Source organism: Phaeocystidibacter marisrubri (assembly GCF_008933165.1).
Lineage (GTDB): Bacteria > Bacteroidota > Bacteroidia > Flavobacteriales > Schleiferiaceae > Phaeocystidibacter > Phaeocystidibacter marisrubri.
Genome location: NZ_WBVQ01000002.1, coordinates 906154 through 926417, shown reverse-complemented (window position 1 = coordinate 926417; position 20264 = coordinate 906154). Strand labels below are relative to the sequence as shown.

The 20264-nt window shown below is 43.9% G+C and carries 11 protein-coding genes; 2 read left to right on the top strand and 9 right to left on the bottom strand.

All coding sequences use genetic code 11. From position 1 onward, the window contains the following. Nucleotide 1: 1 nt before the first annotated feature. The gene (locus tag F8C82_RS11530) at nucleotides 2-904 is read left to right on the top strand and encodes a DMT family transporter (RefSeq protein WP_151693738.1); all 903 of its coding nucleotides are present in this window, start codon (nucleotides 2-4) and stop codon (nucleotides 902-904) included. Here F8C82_RS11530 and F8C82_RS11525 read toward each other — a convergent pair. Continuing rightward, nucleotides 889-2070 carry a tetratricopeptide repeat protein gene (locus F8C82_RS11525; RefSeq protein WP_151693737.1) on the bottom strand — a complete coding sequence of 394 codons (1182 nt, stop codon included), beginning with the start codon at nucleotides 2068-2070 and terminating at the stop codon, nucleotides 889-891. The genes F8C82_RS11530 and F8C82_RS11525 overlap by 16 nt on opposite strands. Before the next feature lie 94 nt (nucleotides 2071-2164). Here F8C82_RS11525 and F8C82_RS11520 point away from each other — a divergent pair, with 94 nt between their 5' ends. Further along, nucleotides 2165-2782: a polysaccharide deacetylase family protein gene (locus tag F8C82_RS11520; protein WP_151693736.1), complete on the top strand. Its 618-nt coding sequence runs from the start codon at nucleotides 2165-2167 to the stop codon at nucleotides 2780-2782. Nucleotides 2783-2832: 50 nt separating this feature from the next. Here F8C82_RS11520 and F8C82_RS11515 read toward each other — a convergent pair whose 3' ends face one another. From F8C82_RS11515 to F8C82_RS11480, 8 genes are all read right to left on the bottom strand, one after another. Further along, nucleotides 2833-4203, bottom strand: a complete 1371-nt coding sequence (locus F8C82_RS11515; protein WP_151693735.1) for an RtcB family protein — start codon at nucleotides 4201-4203, stop codon at nucleotides 2833-2835. An 84-nt stretch (nucleotides 4204-4287) separates the two neighbouring features. Beyond that, entirely contained in the window at nucleotides 4288-4740 is a 453-nt protein-coding gene (locus F8C82_RS11510) for a hypothetical protein (protein WP_151693734.1), read from the bottom strand. A gap of 91 nt (nucleotides 4741-4831) precedes the next feature. After that, the gene (gene nadD / locus F8C82_RS11505) at nucleotides 4832-5410 is read right to left on the bottom strand and encodes a nicotinate (nicotinamide) nucleotide adenylyltransferase (protein ID WP_151693733.1); all 579 of its coding nucleotides are present in this window, start codon (nucleotides 5408-5410) and stop codon (nucleotides 4832-4834) included. Nucleotides 5411-5412: 2 nt separating this feature from the next. Then, entirely contained in the window at nucleotides 5413-5985 is a 573-nt protein-coding gene (gene gmk / locus F8C82_RS11500) for a guanylate kinase (RefSeq protein ID WP_151693732.1), read from the bottom strand. Beyond that, a complete protein-coding gene (locus tag F8C82_RS11495; protein ID WP_151693731.1) occupies nucleotides 5975-6838 on the bottom strand; it encodes a YicC/YloC family endoribonuclease in 864 nt (287 codons plus the stop codon). The genes gmk and F8C82_RS11495 overlap by 11 nt, the downstream gene beginning before the upstream one ends. Nucleotides 6839-6992: 154 nt before the next feature. Beyond that, a complete protein-coding gene (locus F8C82_RS11490) occupies nucleotides 6993-7520 on the bottom strand; it encodes a hypothetical protein (RefSeq protein WP_151693730.1) in 528 nt (175 codons plus the stop codon). Between the two features lie 1452 nt (nucleotides 7521-8972). Further along, nucleotides 8973-9482 carry a hypothetical protein gene (locus tag F8C82_RS11485; protein ID WP_151693729.1) on the bottom strand — a complete coding sequence of 170 codons (510 nt, stop codon included), beginning with the start codon at nucleotides 9480-9482 and terminating at the stop codon, nucleotides 8973-8975. 1 nt (nucleotide 9483) lies between these two features. After that, nucleotides 9484-20253: a SpvB/TcaC N-terminal domain-containing protein gene (locus tag F8C82_RS11480; RefSeq protein WP_151693728.1), complete on the bottom strand. Its 10770-nt coding sequence runs from the start codon at nucleotides 20251-20253 to the stop codon at nucleotides 9484-9486. Between the last annotated feature and the right edge of the window lie 11 nt (nucleotides 20254-20264).

The window sequence follows — 20264 nt, the reverse complement described above, 5'->3', positions numbered from 1 at the left end:
AATGACCAAAGACCTCAAGCTGGCCCATTTGGCCCTTTTGTCCGTAGCCATGATCTACGGTGCGAATTACATCCTCGCCAAAGATGTGATGGATGGATTTTTAGAACCACGAGGATTTATTTTACTCCGAGCAATGGGTGCAACTCTGTTGTTCTGGTTGTTTCATCGTTCGTCGAAATCTGTGAAAATTGAAAGGGGCGACTATTGGCGTTTTGCTCTGGCTGGACTATTTGGTGTTGCACTCAATCAAATCATGTTTTTTGAAGGACTGCAACGAACCACGCCGATTAATGCATCTATTATCATGACGGTGAATCCCATCGTTGTAATGCTGCTTTCTGCACTCTTGCTGAAGGAATCATTGGGATGGGCAAAGATGGTTGGAATTCTACTCGGTGCAGTTGGTGCTGGTTGGCTGATTTCTGGAAAGGGTGAAGTGGACTTGTTGAACGATAACACTTCCTTGGGAAATATCTTGGTGTTTATCAATGCAACTTCCTACGGCTTATACCTCATTGTGGTAAAACCACTGATGGCAAAGTATCCTGCTATTCAAGTTGTGAAGTGGGTGTTCCTTTTGGGTTTTGTTTACGTGCTGCCCTTTGGGGCGGTAGAGTTAGTTAGTGCGCCTTGGAGCTCATGGACCATCGACATTTACTGGAAAGCGGGATTTGTGGTGCTCTTTACCACATTCTTCGCGTACCTATTTAACCTCTATGCCATGAAGACGGTATCGAGTACAACTGTAAGTGCGTACATCTACCTTCAACCTTTCTTCGCAACAATTTTTGCATTGATGTTGGGTACCGATGAGTTGTCTTGGCGTCTCATTGGATCCGCCGGGCTCATCTTTGTGGGGGTGTATCTCGCCAATTTCTACAAAAAGGGTTACTTCTCGAAATAGTCGGGATAATGTGTTCGTAGGAATTTTTCTTCCCAAGTAGCGTAGGCGTCCGACTTTACGAAATCTGGATAATCTTCATAAATCTCAACAAGATCTTCTGGCCATAAGCAGTAATCTAGGAGAATCTTTCCAAATTCCGTACAGGCGTTTTTCGGCTCTCCTTTTTCAATGTATACCACGCTAAGCATGTAACGAATAGGGAAAGGATCTACATTGGTCTTTTCGATGCATTCTTGGAAAAGTGGGATGGCTTTGTTAAAATCACCAGCCGCTTCAGAGGCAACGCCTTCGTAAAGTAGTAAGTAAGGATCTTTTCCAACCCAAGTGCGAATGGTATCACCCAAAATTTTGGTATTCAAAGTGTCTCCAAGCTCTGCCCAATACGCGAGTCCAATTTGTGCTTGATGCAAGGATATTGGACCTCCGCTTTCAATGATGGCCAGTTGCTCTTCGTGAATTTCTTCAGGGTGAGCAATTCGTTGAATTTCCTTTGCAATGGTTGAATAAAAGGAGGTTGATCGAATTGGCCCTTCAATTTCATTGAGCATTTGAACGGCGGCCTTGGGGTCAAATACTGCCAGTGTTTGGGCTTCTTTTAGTTTCGCGACTTCAGCCCTCATTTGTGCAGAGCCTTGGCGTTGAATCATGTTTGCAGCCATCGCATCGGCCATGGTTTCAGAGATGTTCTCTCCAGTCATGGACGTATAGATATTGTAAATTTGAATATCCTCTTCATCGGATACATCGAGAGGAAGCAAGTGATAAGCAAAGGCCGATTCAATATTCGACAGGCGATAAACCAAGTAGTAGGTTCCGCCTTTTTGGAAATAGTGGATATAGCGATAATCTCCGCCCGCGTCAATAGTACCTACAATTTCATTGGCAATGGTAAAGTCGTTCGACAAGCTCGTGACTAACATGCCTTTCATCATGCTTAGCGGAAGTTCGATATCCTCAACTAATTTCTCTTCAAATTGATGCATAACGGTATCGACAAAACGAGAAAGATCCATGTGGTCTTTCATGAAATCGCTGTTGAGTGCGTACAATGAATCCTCCATTTCACGGCCGAATTCATGTATTTTATGTTCTAGTTCTGTGGTGTCTTGCGCTTTGGATACAAAGCTGAAAACGAAGGCTAGAGATAGGGCGAGTAGATTTTTCATCATGTCGAATTGAGAGGGTGCAAATTACAATGGCTGCACGATATACTCTACACCATCGATCAATTTCCCTTACCTTCGATGTAAAGATTCGCGTATGCTGATTCCAAGATTGCCGTCTTTTCTACGACTCCCTTATGGCACCATGGTTTGGAGAGTTCCATCCGCCAAGAAAGAGGTGTTTCTCACTTTTGATGATGGACCTACACCTGAAATTACCGAGGAAGTCCTTTCGATGTTGGAAGACTATAATTTCAGAGCTACTTTTTTTGGAATTGGGAAGAATGTGGAAGCGCATCCTGAGATTTGGGAAAGAGTGAAGCAAGCAGGTCATCATGTGGGGCATCATACCCAGAATCACGTGAATGGTTGGAAGGTAGATAAGACCGATTATTTGGAGGATGTCTACCAAGCTGCGGATGTAGTGAATAGTCCGCTTTTCCGACCTCCTTACGGCAGAATTTCTCCCCGGAAAGCAAAGGTCTTGAGCAAGAAATTCAAGATTATCATGTGGACCATCATTTCTGGTGATTACGATCAGGCTATCTCTGCGGAACAGTGTGCATTGAATGTGACCAAGACCTTGAGGCCTGGTGATATTGTCGTGTTTCACGACAGTGTGAAAGCGTGGCCCAATTTGAAAGATGCCTTGCCCATTGTGTTGAAGTACATTCGCGAAAAGGGGTGGGTCAGCGAAGCGCTACCGATGAGGTAGAACTCTCAAACCCCGAGGAGCCTATTCTCCCCGGGGGCCATCAACACGTGTTATCTTCTTCTGTTCTTTCTCTTGCACGGCGCGTTTTTTTGCCAGTTACCCGCCATGATGCAACCGTAAGGAAGGATTTCATCCACTACGGTTCCCAAACCAAATTCTGTCATTTGAGCTTTTACGGTAGCGGCGTTTTTGTAGGCCGTTGGCAATTCCGTAATGTCAATTTCATCGTGGTAGAAACGAACGTCAAGCCCTTTGGTTTCTGTAGCGAAGATCTCCTCCGGTGTTCGGTCGGAGTTTCTCCTTCGGTGCTCTGATCGCGAAATGTTTCGTCCTGCACCATGCGGAGCAAATCCCATGTTATTTGCCGTTGTATTTCCTTTTACAATCAAAACGGGCTCTCGCATGTTGAGCGGGATGAGTCGTAATTGCTCGTGTGAATCCGGAACAAACTTGTCGTCCAATGGCGTTGCTCCTTTTGCATGGTAGAACACATCATCTTCCTTGAAAATGAAGTTGTGTTCATTCCAGAAGCGCAAGCTCGGATCGTGGTTTAACGACCTTGCCGTTGCCTCGTGCAACACCGTATGGTTGAGCTTAGTCCACTCGCGAACCCATTGCAAAGCTTCCCAGTACTCCTTCCCTTCATCGGTATCGTAAGGAATCCAAGCGTTGTGCTTCGGCGTTTCAGGCGAGATTTCCCTGCGGAATTCTTCAGCCGTTTTCATCCCTTTAGTGAAAACCGCGGCTCCCAAACCTCTACTCCCGTGATGTGTCACCATGATGGTTTCACCAGTTTGCGCCGATCTACCGACAAAGGTGAAGTGGTTTCCATCTCCTTGCGTACCCAAGTGCGATTTGCTAAAGTTCAATGCGCGCTCGTTGTTGGTGAATCGGTTGCTGCGCAATTTATTTTCAAGCTCAACCTCCAAGGCAAACGGATCCTTTCGTCCACCTGGACCAAAATGCGTGAGGGCATGAACCGTGTCTAACACCGTTTTTGGATCGGTATGACCAAAATTGGTCATCATGACAGAGCAGCAAATATCTGCACTGTGCATGTTGGGATGGATTGCGTTTTTCGTAGACACAACGCCACCTACCGGAATTTGACCCAAGCCGCCTGTTGGACAAGCATCTGGCATTACCGCACCTTCAATGGTGGTAGGAATCCGCATGAGGGCATCCATGGTGGCACGCACCTTTTCAACATTGTCAATTTCACCTTCTTCTTCTGCGCGAAGGTTCATGTGGAACGGTCGCGCTTCGTCCAATAGTGAGATGTACTCAGGCTCCACACTCTTCAAGTACTTGACAAGTGCATCGCCGCTGAGTTGATGTGCATTGGCATGTGTAATGGCTTCTGAGAACCATTTTCCCGGATTGAACCCGAGTTGGATGAGTGTTTCACCTGTTACTTCCATCGTGTAATTGATTTATGATGCAAGTATCCGACGCTTCTGCGCAATCTATTTGCGCAGTAAAAAAAGAATCAATTTTTTTATTCCTCAGAAGAGTAAACGAGAGAATTGGTAGAGTAAAACCACGTTGATGGCCGTAGTAAACGTCCACTGGGGAGCTCTAAAAAATCCTCTGCTAGTGGCGTAAAGCCAAAAGGCGATAGGAATGATGGAGAGGTAGTAAACGATCATCATGCCCTGAAGGTGGCCCGATTGGAAAATGCCAACTAGCAAAATGTAAAAGCCGGTGAGCGTAATCGGCCATTTCCATTTGGGATCTACATCCTTTCCGTTCAGTCCGTAATAGCCAAAGAGTGCACTGGCGGTGGTTACAATGTAAAAGGCAAGAGTGCTCAATGTGCTATTGCCCAAAGAAAGAGCCATTCCAACAGTGAGTATTGATATGTATATAAGGCTGGTTCTGTGCTTTCGTTGAACGGCCAAAATCAAAAGGCCAAGGTGAACGATGAGAAGGGCGATTTTTACAGTTTGTGCATCCATACCATCAATATAGGTAGAAATATCAAGGGTTTGGCGTATCCGTGATTTTTAGAAAAGGGTGGCTGATGCTTGCCGCTGACGTCAGTCTCGTTTACTTGTAATACGTATTGGAGTCGAGGTAATCCCAAACGCGTTGAGGCAGCATAAAGGAAACGTTCTTGCCAGATTTGAGGGCATTTCGAATTTGGGTAGACGACAATTCCATGTTTGGAGCAGGAATGATGTGAACCTTGGGATGATCTCCAAAAAGTCCACCGTCGTACCCCGGACGAGGATAGACGTAGATGTCGTGTTGTTCAATAATGCGCTCGTGATTTTTCCACTTGTGAAAGCTCTGCAAATTGTCCATTCCCATGATGAGCGAGAATGTTTTATCGGGATATTTTTCCCGCAAATGCGCCAGCGTGGTGATGGTATAGCTTGGCTGAGGTAAGTGAAACTCTTCGTCGGATGCTTTCATAGAAACGTGATCGTCTATGGCTAGCTCTACCATGTGAAGGCGCTGTCTATCATCGAGCAAAGAGCTTTTCTTTTTGTGTGGATTGTGTGGGGTAACCATAAACCACAGCTCGTCCATGCTGCTGTGTTCTAGCATGAACTGGGCAATAATCATGTGCCCAATGTGCACGGGATTGAACGTTCCAAAATAAAGTCCAACGTGCTTTGCCATCACTATTGATTTAGAAATGCGCCCACCACTTCGGATACTTCAGTGCAAGCTCTATCGAGATCGTCGTTAAGAATAACCGTATCAAACTCTGGTTCGCGAAGTGACTCTTCTTCGGCCTTAGCCAGGCGTTGTGCAATCTTCTCTTCGCTGTCGGTTCCTCTACCGCGCAGGCGTTGTTCTAGAATTTCCATGGAAGCAACCTTTACATAAACCGCTAATGCGCGTTTGCCAAAGTGTTTCTTGAGGTTCAATCCGCCTACCACATCAATGTCAAATGCGACATGTCCACCTGCGTCCCAAATTCGACTGACTTCGGAGCGAAGTGTCCCGTAATACGTTCCTTCATATACTTCCTCCCATTCTAGGAATTCAGCAGCTTCAATTCGAGTGCGAAATTCTTCTGGGGATAAAAAGTAGTAGTGCTCTCCGTGTTTTTCTTCGCCTCTGGGCGCTCTACTGGTTGCAGAGATAGAAAACTGAAGTTTCGGGTACTCCTTTAGCAAATGATTGACTAAAGTGGATTTCCCCGATCCTGAAGGAGCAGAAAATATGACGAGTTTTCCCTTAGAGAACATTGAGTACTTGTTCTTTGATTTTCTCCAATTCTTCCTTCATGCCTACCACGAGCTTTTGCATTTCTACATGGTTCGCTTTAGAGCCAAGAGTGTTAATTTCTCTGCCAATCTCTTGACTAATAAAGCCGAGTTTTCTGCCGTGAACACCGCTTTCGCGAAGCGATTCTTCAAAGTGATCAAGGTGACCCGATAGGCGTACTTTTTCCTCGTTTACATCGTATTTCTCTAGGTAGAAAACGAGTTCTTGTTCGAATCGATTTTCATCCACCTTGGCCTCCAGGGCTTCCAAAGCTTTCATCATTCGTTCGCGAGTAGTGGTAATGCGTTCGCTCTCGTATTGAGGTACTTTAGAAAGGAGATCTCGTATCGTGTTGATGTTACCAGTTAAATCATTTTGCAAGTGCTCTCCTTCGCGAAGGCGGAAACCGTTAAACTGCTCAATGGCTTCGTTGAGTGTTTGCAGAATGCTTGCACGCTCGTCCTCAGAAATCTCTTTTGGCTCATTCTTCAGGGCGTCCGGCATACGCATAGCAAGGGAGAGGACATCGCTCTCCAGGCCCAATTCGCGAGCAATAGTGTTCAACTGACGAACGTAGCCCTTTACAATTTCAGCGTTGATGGCTGGTGCTTCTTCAGCACCTGTCAATTCCACAAAGAAAGAGATGTCGGCTTTTCCTCTAATCACGCCAGATGCCAATACATCGCGGATTTCAACTTCCATTTCACGGTGGGAAGAAGGGAGACGTAGATTGAGGTCGAGCCCCTTGCTGTTCAAGCTCTTAATCTCAATACTTACTTTTTTACCGGGAAGCTGCGCAACCGCCTTCCCAAAGCCTGTCATCGATCGAATCATCAAAGTGGAATTTGTGCAAAGATAGGCTTCTATGCGGTCATTGCTAATGTTGGGGGGAAAGGGTGTTTCGCGGCATTGCAAAATGGAGGAAACAACAATGGCTAGAGTATATAAGGTTTAATTTACATCAGTCTTCTTTTCTGTTGTTGGTGAACTAAAGGATGGAGCCGCTAGCATGAGATAGTCTAAAAAAATAGAGTTCTCTTGAGTAGAGTTTCTCTCTTTCGTCAAAATAGGTTCTTTTAAAGCATGTAATATCATTGTTCTTCAACTTCCTTATAAGTTCATTGTTCATCAATGACATCGGCTTCAACTCTTTCATATAGAAGTCGTTAAAATAATCAATCGAACAGTAGTGCAAAGAAGGGGGGGTGTAATCACTAATATTTTTTTCGATCCACAATCGTGTAATCTCTGTTTGATGAAAAACTTCATTCGAAGAATTCAATTCCATGTGTAGAAATAGTCTTAACCTAGGGACTGCTAATGAATCTAGCGACATCAAATCAAATAATTTTATGCTTTGATCGACCCAGGTTGTTCTTGCATCAGCATCCATGCCTTCTATTTCATCTAGATGAAGATTGTTCGCTTTCCATCGTTCTTCGTTGGAAATGACATCTTCTTTCCAAGAAAGTATGCTTTGAATGATTCTATTGTTGTTGTGGGATTGTCCAGCCATTTTGGCTTAATAAATTTGCTCGTTTATTAGTAATCCTATACCCGTTGTTATGTCTCCATGATCCATCTGTGAAATATACTTCATCTTGAAGTGAGTTAACGGTTCCCTGTGCTTTGTCGAATCTTTGGATCCCTCATGGAGCATGGTTTCTTTTGATTTGTCTTTTTAGTCGATTTATTGAAAACGCAGAGTTATCAGTTTTACTGGTTGTGGGTGTGCCGGATGTTGGTTCATTTGATGAAGGTTGACTAGTTTTCCTGTTGCTCGACCCTGAATAATAATCAACAATGGAATGCCACAAATTATGATTTGCTGTAGATGTCACTAGGACACCATGACTGATTAGGGCCATTCCTCCTGCTAGAACAGGGACGGAAACGGGGGGCTACCACCAACGGTCACCTCCTCTGCGACACCTCCATCACCGGTAATGCTGAGCCCGGCTCCCATGAGAATGAGTCCGGTGGCGTCATCAAACTCAGAAGAAGAGAACTGATAGGGGTTGGAATAGCCATCGTTGTTGGCGTGCTGATGAACGGCTACCTCGCCAAATGGAAGGTAGAAGAGTGCTCATACGGCATGCCTGCCAAGTCGGTGACATACTCCGTGTGGCCTGCTATATCTGCGTGATACCAGAATTGAGAAGGCTAGCTATGCGGTTATTGCTGATTTGAGGTGAAGAGAGGTTGCGGATTTGATTTTTAGGGGGAAGACTTCAATATCTGTAACCACTCATGCATTTACAGGCGAGCGAGTTATTGAACTGTCTCCTTTTTGGGGAAGTTTACCAAACGGAGAAGTTTATCTTCAGTTCTTATTCCCAATGAATGTACAGAGTTCATCCATTTCGTAGTCTCTACCGAAGACGGGTTTGGGTTTAGTGATGGTTCGGCTGATTTCAAGGATTCGGCGCATCACTGTTTTTGGTGTAACCCCCGTTAACCTTGAGATTCTACGTATTCCAACCCCTACTCTGAGAAGGGAAGAGATGTCGTTATTTATCTTCTTGCTAAAAGCTGGACTCTCGTACTTCCGTTGTTGACTTAAACGGCAGTTCTTGCAATAAATACGTTGCTTACCGCTGGCTTGGAAACCCCTTTTAACACAGGGCTTACGACCCTTTTTACACCTCAAACCATCTCCTATTTGACTACACTTGATCGTGAATCTAGCGTTTAGAGTCGATTTAAGGCATGTTCGGAAACAAAAACAGGGGATAACTCAGTTGAATTACCCACTGCCCCGGAATTTTCGCTGAAACTATAATTTGATTTTCAATGGGTTAAGATCCTGAATGGTCGCCACCTCCTAAATGACCACATTACCCAATTTTTTCTATATTCACTTTGAACAAAAACGGGTCTGTTTTAGACTTGCGGAATTGAGGGAATAGTATAAATCCGTAAACAAAAAAAAGACCGCCTAAATCCTTTTTAGACGGCCTCTTTGCTGTTAGATCAATTCTATGACTTTATTTTCTTCGCTGGTTTGAATTGACAGAAAATTATCCTTAATACTAAAATCTTCTATGAGATCAAACAATTCAGCCTTTACAATATCACCATTGCAATTAATCACTCTCATATAGGCTTCTTCCAACACAAGCAACTTTTCCTTATTGATTAAATATAGCCCTACTAATGGCGTAGTGATTTCAAGTGATGTTTTGACGTTTAGGTCTTCGTCTATTAAATAAATACTATTGCCTGTATCCAATACAAACAAACTATCCCAAAACAAAAAATTCAAACTATCATCACTCTCATCGCTACTAAAGGATAAAATAAATTGCTTCTCCTTTGTTAGGGAATGGTAACCAACATAACAGTAATAGTTATCTCCAAATGTATCATCTATGGATAGCTGTTTATTAGCATCTTGGTTATTTACAAAAGTTGTTGCTTCTTGGAAAGATGTAAACTTAAACGCCTTTATGTAACTGTTTTTAATAATCTGCTTCATGTTATGGTCTTCCTAATAATTTAACCGTTATCAATCTATTCCCTTCCCAAATACTTTCAACTTTAAGTCCACCGTTTGGTCCCATTAAAAGAGATTCACGTAAATAACGCCCATTTGATTGCAGTATTCCTTTGGTGCCGCTATAAACACTTTCTAAATGACTTTTCAATAAAGACCTTCCCGCTGCATTATCAAAAATACCTACACTCTCAAGTTGTCGTAGCATAGCCCTTGAACGATCTATGTTGTGGGCTGTTCCTGTTCCATTGCCAAACACATACTCCAACTTAGTACCAATATTAGCACTCGAATTAGCGGCTTCAAAAGCTTGATCCGTCATTCGAATCCCTTCGTCAATATACTCAGCTCCTTCATCAGCGGCATCAACAACTTCATCAACTGTCGAAAGTGCCGTTCTAGCTTGATTGATTTGAACTGCAGGTGCAATCATAAGTGCAGTGCCTGTTGCTTCAGATAGGATTTTATCTCCAGGATCCCCTGTGTCATCGAATTCGACCGTGCCATCTGGGTGATAATATACAAAGTTTCCTTCTCCATCACCGGCGTAGGTAGTAATGCCTTCCTGCATATTGCTCGCAAGAAAGCTGCGCGACGGAATAGGGCAATTCGGGCAATTTTTAGCTTCATCATCTTGAAGTGAACTCTCTGCTCTGGCTACAAATTTTGGATTAGTTGATGCTAATGCGAGTTGATTTTCTTTATATGCATCTGCCTGAGCCAACAATTCCTCAAGGTCTTCTCTTGTCCAATCTTTACCATCGTCATCTGTGACAATCACGTCGTCACTATCAGAGGATAAATAGTTTGCCAGTGCTAGATAAAAAGCAGCCCAGAATAAAGGGAAAGGGCTCATCTCTTGCAGACTTGTCTCTTCACACGGCGGAAAGTCTCCAGGATTCTCATCCCCAGTCTTGATACTACTCTCCAACAACCCACTCGGATCCACAAACATCACGGGGTTGTTCGCTACGTAGTTGTAAGGAGTTAGCCAACTTCTAAACGAAGACAATGGATCTGCACTCATCCATAAACTGAACATGGGGTCATAGTAGCGCGCTCCCATGAGGATGAGTCCAGTGGCATCGTCAAATTCGGAAGAAGAGAACTGATACGGGTTGGAATATCCGTCGTTGTTGGCGTGCTGATGAACGGCTACCTCGCCAAATGGAAGGTAGAAGAAGTGCTCATATGGCATGCCTGCCAAGTCGGTGACAAACTCCGTATGACCTGCTATATCTGCGTGATACCAGAATTGAGAAGGGTAGGCCTGCGGACAGTCGATGCCATTGGCAATGGCATCCTCCATGTTGTTCCTACACTGACAAAATTCGTCTTGGAAGGAGCCCATTGGGAACACGCCAGCATTTTGCGAACAATCTGCGTGCAGATAATTGTACGGTCCTTGATATTCAACAGGTTCCAGCGCTTGGAAATAGGTGGCGCTGATGAATTCGTTCTCTAACCACGAAGAAATATCGTTCCACTGATTTAGGACGCTGTTGTTCGGAGTTACTTCAGATGGTGTGCCTCCGTCAGGATCATAACTGTTAAAATACGGAATTCCTTCTCCTTGGGCATACCGTTCCTCAAGTTGCATACGGGTACTTATTCGTTTGTTATTCCCGTAATAGTGTTTACTAACGTCAACTTTACCATTGTACACTTGGAACACATAGTGAGGTGCAGCGTATACCACATACGGTGCAACTTCCCATTCCTCTCCTACAGGTTCATTGTCAACCCAAGCGCCTTGATAGGTGGCAACCCCTTTCATTACGCGTGTCCCGTTGTAGTCGTAAAGGTTGTGTTGTATTAATCCTCCATTCTGCTCTGCAGCAGCAACCATTCGATCAGCCTCATCCCATAAGAAACGTGACTTGGTGGTTTGACCATTCAGTGATTTTGTTCGATCCGTCATGTTACCACGCTCGTCGAAGGAGAAGGTATAGTTCGCTCCAGTTACATTATCGGCCACGGACATCACTTGATGACTAAATTCGTCATACGTGTAATCCAAGTCATACGTCTGATTCGGATTAGCAGCCGTCCCATTCACGAGTTGTAATTTATTCGTGATTCTGCCATCCTCACCGTAATTCATCGCGAGAGAGTACTCTATGTCACCGGAAGCAGTAGTGCTTCCTTCCCAAGTACCATCGGCTGTTTTTAGTCGGTTCCAAGCATCGTAGGTGTAAGAGTGTGAGTAAGCACCACCAATATTGTTGTAGCCAAGTAAAAGTCCAGGAGCAGTGTTTTCAACTGAGCTAATGTTGTTGGATGCGTTGTACGAGAAGGTTTTAAATAGCATTCCAACATTACCACCTCCAGAGTGATAGTCGGAGGTTTTAAGGATGCTTCCAGAGATTATTTTGGAAACATTGTCATAGGTGTATTCTCGTTCTACGCCGTTACCGTAAGTAATTTTACGTTGCCCTGCACTTCCGATGTATTGAATTTCCTCAATAAAAGTAGACGCGTATTTGGCATTGAAGATTGCGGAAGAGGTCATGCTTTTCAAGTCTCCTGCGCTGGTGTAATTGTAAGATACAACCTCGCCATCAGGATAGCGCATGTGATTAACACGGCCCCAAGAATCAAACACATAGTCTGTTTTGAACGTGTACTCGCCAACCATAGGAACCGCGATTTGTCTTTGCTCGCGTACTCTGCGGCCTAATTCATCGTAGGCAAATTCATCAACAATCCATTCGCTATTGGTTGTTCCTTGACGGATCTCCACGGGTCTTCCTGCGCCGTTAATACCATCGTCATAGGAACCATAGGTAATTCGTACGCCATTGATATTGTCGGTTTCGGCAAAGGTTTTTTGGACCAATCGGTTGTACGCGTAAGAGAAATCTTGCGAGATGACAGCATTAGGGTCATCCGCTTTGGTTACTTCAATAGAAGCAATATTACCAGCAGCGTCATAGAAAGACTCCATTAAGCCCTTATCGGGGTGTACCTCCGTTTTCAGTCTTCCGTACATGTCGTAGGTGTAGGAAGTGACTAAGTCCTTTGGATCTGATACACTTTGAAGTTCGTTGAGTAGGTCATAAGTGTAGTCCGTTGAAGTCCACTGAGAGCCATCACCTTCTTCCATTTTGTAGGTTTGTCCACGGGTGTTAATCCACGAGCGACTATGTGAAGTTGGATCTCCATGGAAGACAGAATGGATCATAATATCCTCGTTTCCATTGCTTGCATCCCAAGTGATCGTCTGAGTAGATTTTGTAAAAGTATTTACTCCAGAAGCATTCCTGGCGTACGATTCAACGACACGTCCATATTTGTCAAAGTACCCAAAAGCCATTTGGTCATTATATGATTCATGGAGTATTTTTAGTTGAACCACATTCGAGTAGTCGTCTGAAAAGGCTGGATCAGAGAGTGCTCCGTATTGGTAGGAAATCACAGGTTGATTCCATTCGTCGTATTCTAAACCTCCAGAAAAGAGAATCGTTTTGACATTCGCACCTGTTGTAGTGCTACCACCTTTACCTCCTTCTGGATCCAAAACTTCTCCAGCCGCGGCGTCATAATTGGAAACTTCACGCATGGATTGTACGATGCGTCCTATACCGTCTACCAGCACACTAGAGCGCACCACATTTGCATCCTGTGCCTCTGTGAAACTGTTACTTCGTCCCGTAGCATACATTACATTCACATTTGTAATGTCAGGATCAATCGCTGCGTAGTCAGATCGGGTCATCCAATCGCCTAGGTCAGATTCTGGAGCATCTGTTCCTACATATTGTGAAGTAATGGCCCAAGGGAGATGGTTATTTGATAGTGGGTCGGGTTCACCTGTGCTACCGTTGTTTTGATTAAATGTTGTAGGATTGAAATACTCAAAAGCAACGGTGAATGGTGCATTAACAATTTCACGTGTACCGTAAACGAACTCTGGTCGTAGGAATTCATCGTAATAGAATTCCATCGGTAGTCCGTTAACATCTAGTTTCTTCTGAAGAAGTCCTGTAACTAGGTCATAGTTAAAGTACGCACTTTCATCAAAGTTTATACTGTTGTTGTCCGTGATTTGTTTACGAACTCTAGTAGGGTATTGATGCTGGGTTGATTCATACGTGATATTGATTTGGTATTCATCACCTTCCGCAGTTACAGGTAAGTCAATTTGGGTGGTGTTTCCGTAACTGTCAAAGGTGAACGAAGTACTTTCTTCAATGGTGGTTTGCTGATCAAGGAATCGTTTCACTTGTCCAACCGTTTTACCATTGGCAAGCAAGTCATATTCAGTTACTCTCCGAAGATTACTAAGAGCTGTACTTGTGGTAAATACGCGTTGTCTTGAAGCGACTCCTTTGCGATTATATGTTGTAGGTCCAGGCGTGTAGTAGTCGGTAAGGACAATGATGTCTGCAAAGTAAGTGGGATTATAATCCCATCTATCAACAGGAACGGGTTGACTCTCTGGATCGGGGAGATAGTCATATCCAGCGCTCACTTGAACTCTGGAAAACGTCTCATTTGTTCCATTCTTTTCCGCGCGAACAACATTGCCATAGTCGTTATAGAAATATCGGTAGCCCGTCGCAGCAAAGTAATTTGAGGCATCGAGGTGGGAGTAAAAATCCGTCGCATATAATTCAGGGAAGATACAAGCTCCTTCTGAAACACTTGACCAATTGACCTCTTCGGAATGATCAATTTGACCTTGAGGTTTACCTGTTAGGTCTTGGTTGTTCCAAGAGTAGTACTTGTAGTCATATGTACTCACACTCATGGTCACCCAATTTTGAGTGTAACCATTAAACGTTGGAGTTTCTACATACTCTTCTTGAAGAATAAGCTGATAGCTCGCTCGCTTGAGGCCTTTAACGTATTCCAGTTTTTTGCGGTCAGTAAAATCCGTTGATTCAACAGTTTCAAAGTCGCTAATTGTCCAATACTGAATTCGTTCTAAATCGGTTAGAACATTAGGTGATGTGGCGTTATTATTTCGTGAGGATAGCGCTTGGTTATTGTCACCGTTTAAATAATCACCATGAACAGCGATGCGAGTGAAACCGATAAACTCTCGTTCTCTTCGGCTATACATACCACCGTCATAGAGGAAGTAGGAGTTGAAGACGTCGTAACCGTCATTGGCATCGTCTGGGCTAAACTTATCATCAACCGTTACTTGTGAGAGAACCCACTTGGCATTCGGCATATCCCAAAAAATATCCTGCTCTTCTTCTTCGGGGATAAACTGACGGTTGTAGATCGTCCTTTCATGGTACCCGTACTTGTGGCCAACAAGCTCATAATCGAGTGTGACCACCCCGCCGAGAGGATTAGAGATGCTTTGAAGTTTGCCTCCTTTGCCTCCACGGTTATGGTACACATTGATGGTTCCGTTTTTATTGTCCGTTATCAAATCGGGAAGCCCATCGCCGTTCATATCCATCAGCGCTGAACCTACCTGTGCATCCCCATCGACGTTCGTTTGATTAAGACTCAGAAGAAGAGCATTATTCCCTGCAGGAGGGAGAGGGATGTAACCTCCTGCGCGAAAACTTACAATGTCGCTTTGGGTTGAGTTTTCGAGTGCGTGACCTGAACTGCCGTAGGTTACGCTAGTACCCGTAAAAGTTGTACCTGTATTGAAATTACAGATCCATTCATTGTTATTGTCATCCCAAGTAACTCTGTCAGGAAGGCCATCGGCGTTCATGTCCTGAAGGATAAACTTCGTGGTTTGGTCGTGCTTTGTCCAATTTTGCCCCCCTGAAATAGAGAATGGATTTATCGGAAACTTTCCACTAAAACCGCCGCTTATTGAGCTGGCATCAGAATGAGAGATAGGGCCAGTAATTGACAGATTGACACGGGAAGTTAAACGACGGCCATTGCCCAAACGCAACGATCCATTTGATGAAGAAACAAATTCATCAGTCGCTGAGGAGATGTAAAAATCTCCTAATCCGTCACCGTTGAAGTCAATGATTCCATTGTGGAATTCGGATTCAGCAAGTAAACCAGAAACGCCTGGCCCTCCTTGGATAGCAAAAGAATTAAAACCACTGGAAAAAGTGAATCCAATATTTCCACCGCTAGAGGAGAACTGATTTCTACTGAGATACGAATTGTCATCAAACTCAGTCCAACTGGAGGATTTATAGCCACCTAAGGAGTTGGTTTCTTGCCAAGAGAGTTTGGTTTTTTGATATACTTGAATGTTCTCAGGATATCCATCACCATTCAAATCCATCATACTGGTCGCACCAAAACTACCATTTGTATGTATTTCATCGAATGGATAAGTAGTAGAGCCTCCACCTGATAATCCAGCCCAACTCCCGCTGGCATATACAGAAGATCCATTTGAGACGGTAGTTAGCACAAGTGCTGTGCGATCGAAATTTCCAATGGTAGTGGTCACAGGAACTCGAACCTCAAGGGAAGGGTCAGTACCTGTTACTCCTATGGATATATCGTCTTTATAGACAGAAGAGAATTCGGAGAAAACCATCTTCCATCTATCCAACTCGCCAGATTCGACTTGGCCTATCGGACTGTAATATAAATTGGAAACATCCTCACCGCGTTCTGGCATATGCGGACGGTACAAGTTCGTTTGGGAAAAAGGATCCAAACCATAGGTCGTGACAAATGCTTCAAGATCACCAACTCCACCATTTTCAATCGAATTTCGGTCTGCAATCAGGCTTGGGTCGGTCGGGTCGAGAAACTTCAAATTCTTGCGTAATATTGGAGCATTATTTCCGGCCCAGCCAAAACTCCCCCATCCCGTCACATTGATGTTCAGATGTGAGTACTCGTTTCGCAAGAATACATCACTATCGAATGTGATTTCGTCGCCAACCACTTTACAAATGCTAGCATCAACAAGTTGACAGCTCACTTGTCCGTAGTCATCAAGTAACTCTGCTAATTCCCTGTTGTCGGTCGTATATTCAAAGTATAGTTCGTCATTGATAACTTTGCTCGGAAGCGTTAGCAAATCAGGATCACAGTATCCTTTGTTATTGGAATATGATGAGGGGATGGAAATTCCGTCATTCGATGTATAAACGATCTTCCCTAAGTTGGGGTCAATGCTTAAGTGATAACTCAGCAAATACTGTCCCGACGTTTTAATGGTAAAATCTGTTTCATACGTTCCTTGACCTGTAGTCAGGTTTGAAAAGATAGCTGGGTCAAGAACTGGAAGGAATTTCACTTCGGTTGGTGATCCGTAAAGTCCTGTGAATGATACAGCTCCTGTAAAGCGCAATGGTTCATCAAAGAATCGGTAAGATACTGCTGGGTGCTGTTCAACAGTGCCTGAGGTAGATGTAACGGTTACGTCAGGACGCCAGTTTATAGATTTCCAGTCTACATTCGATCTTGCTTTCACTTCCATTTTAATGCTTAGCTGCGACCCAGTAGGAATGCTATAGGGGGTTGATGCATTAAGCAAGTTGTCAAAGTAAGTAGAGGTGCCTGAAAAATCAGAAGGGGTGATGGTTGCAGAAGTTGAGTGTGCAAGCGTATGAGAATAGGTGGCTACAGTAACAGATGAAGAGCTTTCTTCTGTCACATGAATCAGGAATTCTACATCATCGGTGAATGGGCCTACGTTCCAGGTACTCCAATTGATATTTACATCCTCATTATCCTGAAGGACGATATCACTACTTCCGAACAAGGTGAATTCAGAATTCGGAGTGAATACCCCGTAGTTCACGTAGTTTGCGTCTTTTAAACTGCCAGAAGTGTAGGCGATTTCTGGATTCCATTCCACGAAATCATTCTTTGGACTACCCGTATTGCGAACTCGGAAATAGAGGTAATCACCTTTTGATACCGTAATATTATTGACATTGCAAGACGTTCCGAACAATTTGTTTAATTGCGTCTCAGTCTTGATGACCGTTGTAGTTGTTCCTTTGTCATGGTCTATTTGAACCCAAACATTATCGTCCTCCGATAAATTATTCAGGTGAGCAATTGAACTAATGTTTACAACACCATCGAAGGGTGCTCTCCACATACGAACTACTTCAACTTCTTGAGTTTGGCCTTGATCGAATGAAGGGTTAGGAGCCCCATCATTTAAATTGACAATAGGGTTAGGTGTATTCAAGCTGTTCGTCTCAAATATCATTCGGTTTTGTCCGAGGTCGTAACGGGCAAAATATACGTCGCCATTGTCAACCCAGTCGGCAATGCCATCCGCATTCATGTCCATGAAATAACGATCCGTTTTGGTAAGGGAATAGTTTGATGCCAAACCAGCCACAACAGCTGTACTTTCAGTTAATCCGAAGGATACGACACGTGCAGATTGAGTTCCTACCGTTTTAGAAATGTAGCTTTCATCAATCGTTGAACCAGCGAAATCCACTGCGCCATTGCTCATGTCGATTTGATAATGGCCTGTTGCATCATCGATATAACCGGGGTAGTAACGCACTACATCAGATTCATTGATTACTAAATCAACAAGTCCATCTCCAGTAACATCCTTAAAGGATCGATAAGCCGTTTCTTTGGAAGATTGATATGACAAGTCAAGCCCTACATTATTCGTCCTAAAATTAGGGAGGTAGCCATAACCTAAGCCACCTCCAAAAATGTTAGCTTTGGACGTAGTTGACCCAATGGCCGACGTGTTTCCTGGGTATGAAACGGTGTAAGGCGAAGCTTCGAAACTGTACTCAGAAGGGAAGTAGCTAAAGGTGTTGGTGTAAAATTCACTTTCTGTTGCACCTACTTTTTCAGTGATTGAGGTAAGTTGATCTTTAAAGGCAGAGGCTGACGAGTTTTCATAGGTGAGTTCGTATTTACGAATCCTAGTGGAGCCTGAACCTCCTGGGGTGGAAAGCGAAACTCCCCCATGTTGCACGATGATAGATTCCAAGCGATGAGCATTGGATACTTTAAACCCATATCTCAAGTTGACGGTTGCGTCGGCTTTTGGAGAAGAGCTATTAAAGAAAACAACGTACGAACCTGCAAGGGAACTTGGTTCGTGACCGGCATATACAATTTTACGCAGTGTCCTCTGTTGAGAGTTTCTAATGATCTCCGCGTAACCTGTTCCAGTTAGCGGATTATCATCATAAAAATATTCAATGGTGTTCCCCCATTTATCAATTACTTTGGTGAGGTACCATTCAACGATGTTTTGATCTGCAGCGGATGGGTCAAAGAGAGTTGAATTGTTATCAGACGAAAGTGCATTTCGAGTTCCATAATAAGATTTTGTCTGATCTGCCGAGGTTACAATCCAATAGTAAGTATCTGGGCTAGTGCCATGTCTCTCAATCTTACTCCAAGAGGATCTACGTCTAGGGAAAAACTCAACAATGGCTTGGGCAGAACGCTCGGCAATTTCGGTTTCATTTCCACTTATGTCTACTCTATTTCCTTTAAGTCCACCTTCTTGAGAGAGAGGTTCCCCATTGAATAAATAGACCTCTTCTTGGTAGCTTTCTGGGAAAGTTGGCACTCCCCATCGGGTGTCAACGCTAATTTTCGGAACTGCGATATTCCAACCAACGCCTAACCAGCCGGTTCCTGCGTCACTGTTGTATGTAATTGCAAGGGAGGGTGACATTCCATTTCTACCCGCAGGTAGTTTGATCGGGAATGACGTTGAGGCTTCACCTGTTCTTGAGATAGAAGGTGTTGCAACGGTTGTAATTCCTGTTCCAGGATTGGCCGGTTGAATTCCACCGAGTGATGTTTGCAAATTAGCCGATGATTCAGGCATGTTTGGAGTCTGAATCACTCCATTGAAGTACTGAGAACCCGGTTGAAGTGGAACATAATTGATCACATATCCGTTCTCTTCGTCTACATGGACACTGTCTGAAGAAACAGGGACCCACGATCTACTTTGGTAGTTAAAATAGAATGTGGATACATCTTTCGGAGTTTTACCCGCAGGTAATTTGTCCATGTCAATGGCAATGCCAACTAGACCGCCACCCATTCCTACGCTGGAACGGAATCGATATGCATATGCACCGCGGGTTACGTTAGTAATGTCGGTCGGAATGCTAGGAACCTGAATGTCACGAAGCTGGTATCTTTTTACCAATTCGCTTCCTCCTGCTTCATAGCTAAATAAATTGTCGTCTTCTACTTCTGTTTCTTCTACAAAATTCAATGGATTTGTAGATTCTTCCGATGTGAATAACGCAACCTGAAAGTCTTTCACTTCCACTTGCATCATAGTAGCGATGGGAAGTCCGAAGCGCATGAGGTTTTTGCCAGGTGCCAACTCTTCCAATGAGATCACCATCTCAGTTTTCTTCCATTGGTCTCCAGCTTCTATATCTAAAGTTCCAAAAGTTGGATTGTCATTAATAGATTTTGGAAGGGAGTTTGGATCTGACACTCCTAATACACTGTAAGATATACGGGCATGGGAGTAGTGCGTATAGTCTTCAGGATCTATTTCGAAAGAGAAGAAGTCATCGCGAGGATTGCTCATTGGGTCTCGCATACTCTTTCCAACCAAAACAGTCGATTCGGTAATGCTCAAAGGTTTTACTTCCTCAAAGAACCGTTCAGAACGAATCGTACCAGAACGAACGGGCTGTGAAAGGTTGTGGGAAACAGATGATGAACTAGATTCGTCATCGGAATCCTTTTGAACAGGGGCAACATAGTCCCTTCTTGGAGGAATGCCACCATAGAGAATTTGTGTGGCGCTGATGACATCATTAGAGATCAGAGCAAAGCACAAAATAAAGGCTGACAGGCGGGAGAAGATATCCGTTCTCATGTGAGAGAAAT